The sequence below is a fragment of the Microcoleus sp. CAWBG58 genome (assembly GCF_020883045.1).
GTDB lineage: Bacteria > Cyanobacteriota > Cyanobacteriia > Cyanobacteriales > Microcoleaceae > Microcoleus.
The window spans coordinates 57664-66570 of the sequence record NZ_JAHRFA010000023.1; the positions used below are offsets into that span (position 1 = coordinate 57664).

Sequence of the window (8907 nt, forward strand, 5' to 3'; positions counted from 1 at the left end):
TTAGCTCACTATTTGCTATTTGCGATCGGGGGTTAAAGGCCTAACTGCAAAATGCGTTTGACGATCGCACTGGTAGAACTCGGAACTTCTATTTCGATCAAGGAAATCTTGCCACCTCCGGCAATAACTGCCGGTGCTTCCGGCAGAGTTTCGAGTTGATAGTCACCTCCTTTAACGTATATATCAGGCTTCAGGATAGTTATCAGTTTAGTAGCTGTAATTTCGGAAAAAATTACTACGCCGTCCACTGGTTTGAGAGCAGCCAGCACTTCGGCTCGCTGAATTTCCGGTACGATCGGGCGGGGTGGCAATCCTGGCTGCTGCGGTTTGATAGCTTGCACGCTAACATCGCTATTCAAGCCCACCACGAGCGATCGCCCCAAAGCTTTTGCCGCCTGCAAATAGCGGACGTGCCCCGCGTGCAGGATATCGAAGCAGCCGTTAGTAAACACCATCGGACGCCACTTTTGAGGATCGGAGGCGATCGATCTTTCAAGTTCTCCCAACGTGTAAACACCCGAAATCATTACAGTCATAACTAAAAAAATGCACGGCGATGAATCATCATAGCAAAAAATGTGAGATAAGAGCGCGTTTGCCATTGAACGAGCCAGCGATCGAGCTGCCAATAATTAGTAATTGGTAATTAGTAATTGGTAATTAGTAATTGATCGCTCTTAGGGAGGAAGCAACAAACAAGAATGCCCTTCGGCTGCGCTTTCCGGCAAACAGAAGGAAAAAGCGGAAAATAGCTACTCCTGTATCTCTCCTCCCACCAAAAAAATCGATACTTGCTTTCCCACAGCCGCCAGCAGCCCCAAATTTGAGACTAAGAGTTCAAACTCCCAGATTCATCTATCGAGTAATAAAAATTTCGATTTTCAAGAGCGCGGTAGGCGATGAGGAATGACTTATTCTGTATGGGTTCGAGAACCAGCCGAAAGTTGCATTGTTTTTGTCAATAGGTACAAATCCTACAATCGAAAACAGAAAATCTCAAATCGAGCAAGTGACTGCCGTGTTGTGCAGTTGGTAATTGGAGGTTCAAAAGATTGGGAAACAATTATTTCTTTCAGATCTCTGTGAGATCAATTACTATAAGACAGGGGATGAAAGTGCCACGCCATCTGGCAAGCGAGAAATATAGCGGTGAAACACACCTAAATCTTACCAAAAATTTGGGTCTAAAGCCCCGTCCTTTTAGGACAGCTTTAATTCTACCAGAACTGTGTTAGAGTTTTTATATCCGGTTCGGTAACGTAAATGTTAGTATTTGAAGCCAAGCTAGAAGGAAAAAGCGAGCAGTACGAACGGCTAGACGAAGCCATTCGTACTGCTCGCTTCATTCGTAATAGCTGCATCAGATACTGGATGGATACGAAAGGGGTGGGTCGCTACGACTTAAGCGCTTATTGCGTAGTTCTTGCCAAGGAATTTCCTTGGGCCACCAAGCTTAATTCAATGGCTAGGCAGGCTTCCGCAGAAAGAGCTTGGTCATCAATTGCGCGGTTCTTCGACAACTGCAAAAAGGCAAAACCAGGAAAGAAAGGTTTTCCGCGCTTCAAAAAGCACTCGTCGCACGGTTCTGTAGAATACAAGACTTGTGGGTGGAAACTTTATGAAGACAGAAGAAGCATCAACTTCAGTGATGGCTTCAAAGCAGGTTCTTTCAAGTTATGGGGAAGTCGCGAGTTGCACGAATATCAGCTAAATCAAATTAAACGGGTGCGCGTAGTTCGTCGGGCAGACGGCTACTATGTGCAATTTTGTATTGACGCTGAACGCAACGAAAAGCGTGAACCGACCAGGAAAACTATCGGTTTGGATGTAGGGCTAACTCATTTCTACACGGACTCTGACGGTAATACCGTCGAGAACCCGCGTCATCTAAGAAAATCAGAGAAGTCGCTAAAACGACTTAATCGGAGACTCTCCAGAACCAAAAAGGGTTCCAAAAACAGAGATAAGGCGAGAAATCGCTTGAACAAAAAACACCTTAAGGTAAGTAGGCGACGTAAAGACTTTGCTGTGAAATTGGCAAGGTGCGTAGTCCAGTCTAACGACTTGGTAGCCTATGAAGACTTGCAGGTGAAGAACATGGTCAAAAACAAAAAGCTATCCAAGTCGATATCTGATGCGGCTTGGACAACTTTTAGAAATTGGATTGAATATTTTGGCAAAGTGTTTGGGGTAAGCTGTTCGACATTCAAACTGCACTATTTGTGTGCCAGACCCCATACTGTAAGGGGTTGAGGCAATAAATTTAAATGACTGACAGCTTAGCAACTGGTGGGAGGAAATTTGAGGCGATTACCCGATCGAGCTATTTTGGTGGAAAATAACCTGAAGTACCAACCTGTGCAAGCATCTTGTTGGGACTTCCCAAATCATCAAATGGGGGACGGTTTGATTCGTCTTTCGCGTGCGGAGTTTCCCGTCTCAGCAGCCCTTTTCAGATTCAGGACTCCTGTTTGCACAGATTCGGGACTTAACCTCTGCGATGGTGTGGCACCGGCCGCGCGATCTCCCCAAACGAAGCAATCAGTGAGGAAGAGCAATTGAACCCTCTCATCAGTCAACTCATTAAACAAAATTTCGTTTAATCTAACAGTGTAGAATTATCTAACAGCAATTATGAAAGCAACTAACAGCCGTCAATTTTCTTCAGTAGCTGCTCGCACTCTCAAAGTAGTCGGGATTATCTTGATTCTCTCTGCCTTGCTTAACAGCATTGTTCTATCGCTGCCGGGAGAAATCTCGGACATGAGCAATCGAGGCTGGCAGTTGGCCGCAGCAACTCAGATAGTTGACCGGGGCATTATTCCTTTGATGGGGATCGCCCTGCTGATGACGGGCTTTTGGGTGGACAGCAGCAGTGGAGTCTCTATTGACCGGCGCAATGTTTGGGTTGATTTGCGATTTTGGGCACTATTGATTTCCAGCTTGTTAGGGCTAATTTACCTATTGCTGGTTCCCGTTCATCTCAACAATACTCGCCTGGAACTCAAGGATGCTCTGGTTCTACTCGATAAGGAAGCCGGACAAGCAGAAGCTAAACTAGATGCCCAAATTAAAAGCGAGCAGTATAAATCTGAGTTAGAACAGCGTAAAAGCCTTCTCCGGAACCAGATAGGCGCGCTACTGCAAGACGACGGGAAGCTGCAACAAGAACTCAAGAATCCAAATCTTCCCAAGGAATTGAAAGCCGTGCTTCAGGAGTCGAAAAATGACCCGAAAGCCCTCGATAAGTTCTTGGAACAGCAAGCCCAAGAACTGCCAAATCAAGCTCGCAAAGAGATTGGTACCCAGAAGCAACAAAAAGAGAAAGAGTTGAGAACTCGATCGAGAAATTCGAGTTTGCAGACTGGAATCAACAGTTTGCTGTTGGCGATCGGCTACATTACTGTTGGTTGGAGTGGACTCAGAAGTATGGGAATTCTGCGGTTCGGCCACCGCAAAAATTGATCGACCCGACTGCTCGGAACGCGCAAGTCGAGATATCCCTAAGAAATACTTGATCTGCTGAATATAGCAACTGCACCTAGTAGTTAGGACGCTGTTAATTGCTGAAACCTTCTTACTTCTTACTTCTTACTTCTTACTTCTTCCTTCTTCCTTCTTACTTCTTACTTCTTCCTTCTTCCTTCTTACTTCTTACTTCTTACTTCTTCCTTCTTACTTCTTCCTTCTTCCTTCTTCCTTCTGCTATAGTTTGCCCTTACTGAAAGCTGGGAATGTTCTCAATTTATATTCTGACTTACAACGAAGAGATTGATATCGCCGCTTGCATTGAATCGGCACTGCTTTGTGACGATATCATTGTAGTTGATTCTTTCAGCAGCGATCGCACCCTTGAGATTGTTCAAAACTATCCCGTGCAAACAGTGCAGCACCGCTTTGAAACTCACGGACGCCAGCGGACTTGGATGCTTCAAGAAGTAGAATGCAAGTACGAATGGGTTTACATCCTGGAAGCTGACGAGCGGATGACGCCTGCACTGTTTGCTGAATGCTTAAAGGCGATCGAAAGTCAAGAATATATCGGTTATTACGTAGCTGAAAAAGTAATATTTATGGAGCGCTGGATTCGTCGCAGCACTCAATATCCGCGCTATCAAATGCGCCTGTTTCGCAAAGACCAAGTATGGTTTACTGACTACGGTCACACTGAACGGGAAGTCTGCAACGGGCCCACTCACTTTTTGAAGGAAACCTACCCTCACTATACTTGCAGCAAAGGTCTTTCTCGCTGGATTGAAAAGCACAACCGCTACTCGACTGACGAGGCGGCGGAAACTCTCCGCCAATTAGCAGCCGGTCAAGTAAATTGGTGGGATTTATTGTTTGGCGCGTCGGAGGTGGAAAGGCGCCGCGCTTTGAAAGATTTTTCTTTGCGTTTGCCTTTGCGGCCTGTGGTGCGCTTTTTCTATATGTATATTTTACTCGGCGGATTTCTTGACGGTCAAGCTGGATTGGCTTGGTGCACGCTACAAGCTTTTTATGAATATCTAATTTTGCTCAAAGTTTGGGAAATGAAGCATATGCCACTGCCGAATTTGAAAGCAGGGGAAGAACAGTCTATTTCCGAGGTAGTGAAAGTTGAGCCATCTAAAGTTTCTTATAATCTTGGTGCTTCCGATACTCGTAGTTAAAAATTAAGCCTTGGTATGTTGTTGCGCTTAAGCGCTCTTTGATAGATATAAGAAAGAGCGCTTAAGCGCAACAACGTACCTAATCTAATAGTGAGAAAAAAAAACCGGTTTCTTGGAGAAGCCGGGTTTCTGAATAACCTCAAAGTTTGAGGTTTAATCAAGTTTTGATTGTTAACTTAAAACTCTTGAGATTTTGCTGCTGTTTTTTCGCGATCGATCTTTAAGATCAACACACCCAAAGGCGGCAGACACAAGTCGATCGAATAAGCGCTGTTGTGGAACCACCACTCATCAGTCCACTTACCTCCCAAATTCCCCATATTGCTGCCGCCGTACTCCCGCGCGTCGCTGTTAAACAACTCCGTATAGAAACCCGGTTCCGGCACTCCGACGCGATAGTGAGAGTGGGGCTGCGGCGTAAAATTGCACACAGTAATCACAAACTGATCGCCATCCTTCTCGCGGCGCACAAAGGCTACCACGCTGTGTCTGTTGTCGCTGCAATCAATCCACTCAAACCCATCCTCAGCAAAATCTTGACTGTAAAGTGCCGTTTCGCTGCGGTACAAATTGTTCAAATCCTTGAAAAATAGCTTCAACTTTTGGTGTGGCTCAAATTGCAGCAACTGCCACTCCAAATCGCCCCAAACGTTCCACTCTTGCCACTGGCCGAACTCCATCCCCATAAACATGGTTTTCTTTCCGGGATGGGCAAACATAAAGGTAAACAAACACCGCACGTTTGCAAACTTTTGCCATTCGTCCCCTGGCATTTTCCCGATGATGTGGGCCTTGCCGTGGACGACTTCATCGTGGGACAAGGCCAGCATGAAATTCTCGCTGTGGTTGTACCACATACTGAAAGTTATGTTGTTTTGGTGGAACTGCCGGAACCACGGATCCATGTGGTAGTAGTCGAGCATATCGTGCATCCAACCCATGTTCCACTTGAGGTTGAAGCCCAAACCGCCTACATAGGTTGGCCAAGATACCATCGGCCAAGAGGTAGATTCTTCGGCGATCGACAATGCGCCTGGGAAATAGCTAAAAATGACGTGATTTGTCTGGCGCAGAAAATCTGCCGCCTCGATATTTTCGCGTCCACCGTACTGGTTGGTCAGCCATTCTCCGGGTTCGCGGCAGTAATCTAAGTACAACATCGAGGCTACTGCGTCTACGCGAATGCCGTCGATGTGATACTTGTCAAACCAGAACAGAGCATTTGATACTAGGAAATTCCGCACTTCGTTGCGGCCGTAGTTAAATACTAGGGTTCCCCACTCTTTGTGCTCGCCCTTGCGGGGATCGGCGTGTTCGTACAAGTGAGTTCCGTCAAAGAAGGCTAAACCGTGACCGTCTTTGGGGAAATGTCCCGGCACCCAATCTACCAGTACGCCTATCCCTGCGGCGTGGCACTGGTCAACAAAATACATGAAATCTTCTGGTGTGCCGTAGCGGGATGTTGGGGCGAAATAGCCTGTTACTTGATAGCCCCAGGAACCGTCGAAGGGATGTTCGGCAATGGGCAACATTTCGATGTGGGTGAATCCTAAGTCTTTGACGTAGGGAATTAGCCGATCGGCCAATTCGCGGTAAGTCAAAAAGCGCGCGCCCGGATTCAGTTCCGAAACCGACACTGCTGGTTCTATTTCGCCGTTTGGCAGTACGGCAGGTTCGGCTGTACCCGCGTGCAGCCAAGAACCGATGTGGCATTCGTAAACCGAAACCGGCTGCGTCAGTTGGTCTGTGTGCCGCCGCTGTTCGATCCAAGCGCTATCGTGCCAAGTGTAGGTATCTAAGTCGGTGACTATTGAGGCTGTTTTGGGCCGTACCTCTTGCTGGAAACCGTAGGGGTCGGACTTTTCGTAGGGATGTCCGTCTTGGTTTTTCACTTCGTATTTGTAGTGAGTTCCGTAGGATAGTCCCGGAATGAATAATTCCCAGATGCCGTTTTGGGATTTCCGCATTTGATGTTTGCGGCCGTCCCACAGGTTGAAATCGCCTAATACTGATACGTTGCGGGCATTCGGAGCCCAAACTGCAAAATATACTCCTGTAATGCCGTCTACTTCGGTGAAGTGGGCTCCTAGTTTTTCGTAAATCCGGTGGTGGTTGCCTTCTGAGAATAGGTGAAGGTCAAATTCTGTGAGTTTGGGCGATCGAAAGGCGTAGGGATCGTAGATAAAGCGTTCGTGTTCCCCTTCTTTGACTCGCAGTTGATAGTTTGCTAGTTCTGGGGTGTCGATCGTACATTCAAAAAAGTGAGGGTGATGTTCTGATTTCATCGGGTATTCGGCCCTCGCTTCAGGCAAAACTACCGATACTGCTTCGGCATTCGGCAGATAAGCTCGGACGACCCAGACTTTTTTGCCATTTTCTTGCGTAGCGTGGGGGCCTAGCACTTCAAATGGATCGTGGTGCTGATTCCAAACAATCCGGTCAATCTGTTCAAAGGGGACGGTCGCGGGCATAAAACTACTTACCTCAATCTTTTGACTAAATGGCGGCTTTCAAAACCTAGAGCGGAGCTGCACTTTACATTTGGATACATTTTTGATCGCTAATGCTACCACGCTTACTGCAATCCTTGCGCGCGCTCTTGCCTTGCTGGCGACCAAGCTGTGCTTTTACTGCTAAGGGCTAACATCTAAGTATAGAAATATTAAAACAAATTGAAAAATTTATATTTTTTAGATAATATTCTTGACTTTTTTTAACCTGTGTGATATAAGTTTTTTTCAAATTATGGTCAATGTGCCAAACTCAGGTGGGCCAAGGAGGGTGAGTTTGGCCGAGAACTCAATGATGATTAATTAGTGGAATTTTCAGGCTGGGGCGATCGCCCGACAGGTATCTTTTAAAATCCCGGAGGCAGGGTTTCGCCGCAAACTTGGTGAATGTTGGCAATGCGCTCCAACAGCCAAGGATGCTCAATCCGGTATTGAGGAATCAAAGCTAAAGGACTCAGCAGCGCGGCAGCAGTAATATCTGCCACGCTCAAGGAGTCGCCTACCAAATAGGAACCATCTTGCCAGCGACGCTGTAACAGGTCTAAAGCAGCGCTCAGGCGCAACTCGGCGAGTTTTGCCGAAGCGTGGTTAATGCCGAACTGGCGGCGCGCTAACTGAATTACTAACTGGCTCAAAACAGACGGGTCGATTTCCTTGCCCGCACCAGCGCGAAACTCGTAGTAAACAAATCGAGTGGCAATGCCGATGCTTTCATCGAGCCAGTCTTCCAGCATCCAAGCCTCTGCTTGCAAACTTTCGCCTGCGGGTAACAGGGACTTTGAAGGAAAACTAGACTCTATCCAGTGCAAAATTTGCGTCGAGTCGGCGATCGCCCCTGGTTGACCTTCAATTTGAGGCAGCAGTACCGGGACTGTCCTCAAACCCCCCGTGAGAGGCTTGAGTTTCAAAACGTGCAGGCCCGGAGTCAAATTTTCTACTTGAAAGGGGATTCCCTTGTAACCAAGGGCTAAGCGGACTTTGCGGCAGTAAGGGGAGGTACTGAACTGTAGTAAAAGCATCTGACAAAAAATAACACCCAACTTGAGGCCTAGACTGATGAGATTGAAAAATGCGAAGAGCGAACCATTTTTCACTCGGAGGCTAGGCCCGTTGGGGTTGTACTCCGCGATCGCCTAGTTAGGGCTTTTTAGGAGAGGGAGAAGTAGTGGCTGCTGGAGACTTTTCAGCGCCAGGAGACTTCTCAGCCCCAGGAGAAGCCTTTGGAGATTCCTTTGGTGTTGCTGGAGAAGAAACAGGAGGAGGAGGAGTTGTACCGCCACCAGGAGTGGGGCTAGCGCCACCGCCACTGCCACCCTCACCGCCGCAAGCACCCAGGGCTGCTGCAATGCCAATTACCAAAGTCAAACGAATTAATCCCTTGTTCATAAACACTCCTTAACATTCAAAACCCATCGCAAGGAAGGGAATAGTGTACTTGAGAAACAATGCTGGCACGAATAGATCGACGATTCGCTCGTTGATTACAATACTGCATTTATTAATAAATTTCACATTGATTCTGGCGAACCGGCAAAAAATTCATTTTTTTGGCAAATCTAGAAGTCAAAGAGACCAGTGGTAGGATGGGTTGGGTGGTTTGTGAGGTATCTTTGGTAAGGATAACCGAGATTTCCAGAAATTGGCGATCGGCAACCGCAAAAACTCCTAACCTTACTCAAGCTGAAGCTGCCCTCTATACGTAAATTTGGTGAACTCTATGACCGCTGCTATCAGATCCCCGGATT

7 protein-coding genes are annotated in these 8907 nt (G+C 47.0%); 3 read left to right on the plus strand and 4 right to left on the minus strand.

What is annotated here, in order from left to right:
- Nucleotides 1–32: 32 nt before the first annotated feature.
- Complete coding sequence (locus tag QZ918_RS12720) at nt 33–527, minus strand: adenylyltransferase/cytidyltransferase family protein (RefSeq protein ID WP_293335531.1); 495 nt, start codon at nt 525–527, stop codon at nt 33–35.
- 736 nt (nt 528–1263) lie between these two features.
- Here QZ918_RS12720 and QZ918_RS12725 point away from each other — a divergent pair.
- The 3 genes from QZ918_RS12725 (at nt 1264) to QZ918_RS12735 (ending at nt 4652) form a co-directional block, all read left to right on the plus strand.
- Nucleotides 1264–2253: a transposase gene (locus QZ918_RS12725; protein WP_527250403.1), complete on the plus strand. Its 990-nt coding sequence runs from the start codon at nt 1264–1266 to the stop codon at nt 2251–2253.
- A gap of 381 nt (nt 2254–2634) precedes the next feature.
- Nucleotides 2635–3465: a hormogonium polysaccharide biosynthesis protein HpsJ gene (gene hpsJ-B / locus QZ918_RS12730; RefSeq protein ID WP_293146585.1), complete on the plus strand. Its 831-nt coding sequence runs from the start codon at nt 2635–2637 to the stop codon at nt 3463–3465.
- A gap of 269 nt (nt 3466–3734) precedes the next feature.
- Nucleotides 3735–4652, plus strand: coding sequence for a glycosyltransferase family 2 protein (locus QZ918_RS12735; protein ID WP_293335436.1), 918 nt, complete (start codon nt 3735–3737; stop codon nt 4650–4652).
- A gap of 176 nt (nt 4653–4828) precedes the next feature.
- On the opposite strand, the gene glgB is transcribed toward QZ918_RS12735, so the two are convergent.
- From glgB to QZ918_RS12750, 3 genes are all read right to left on the minus strand, one after another.
- On the minus strand, nt 4829–7123 hold the full coding sequence (gene glgB / locus QZ918_RS12740; RefSeq protein ID WP_293146587.1) for a 1,4-alpha-glucan branching enzyme: 2295 nt from the start codon (nt 7121–7123) through the stop codon (nt 4829–4831).
- Between the two features lie 386 nt (nt 7124–7509).
- A complete protein-coding gene (locus QZ918_RS12745; RefSeq protein ID WP_293335438.1) occupies nt 7510–8181 on the minus strand; it encodes a glutathione S-transferase family protein in 672 nt (223 codons plus the stop codon).
- A 118-nt stretch (nt 8182–8299) separates the two neighbouring features.
- Nucleotides 8300–8548: a serine protease gene (locus QZ918_RS12750; protein WP_293335440.1), complete on the minus strand. Its 249-nt coding sequence runs from the start codon at nt 8546–8548 to the stop codon at nt 8300–8302.
- Between the last annotated feature and the right edge of the window lie 359 nt (nt 8549–8907).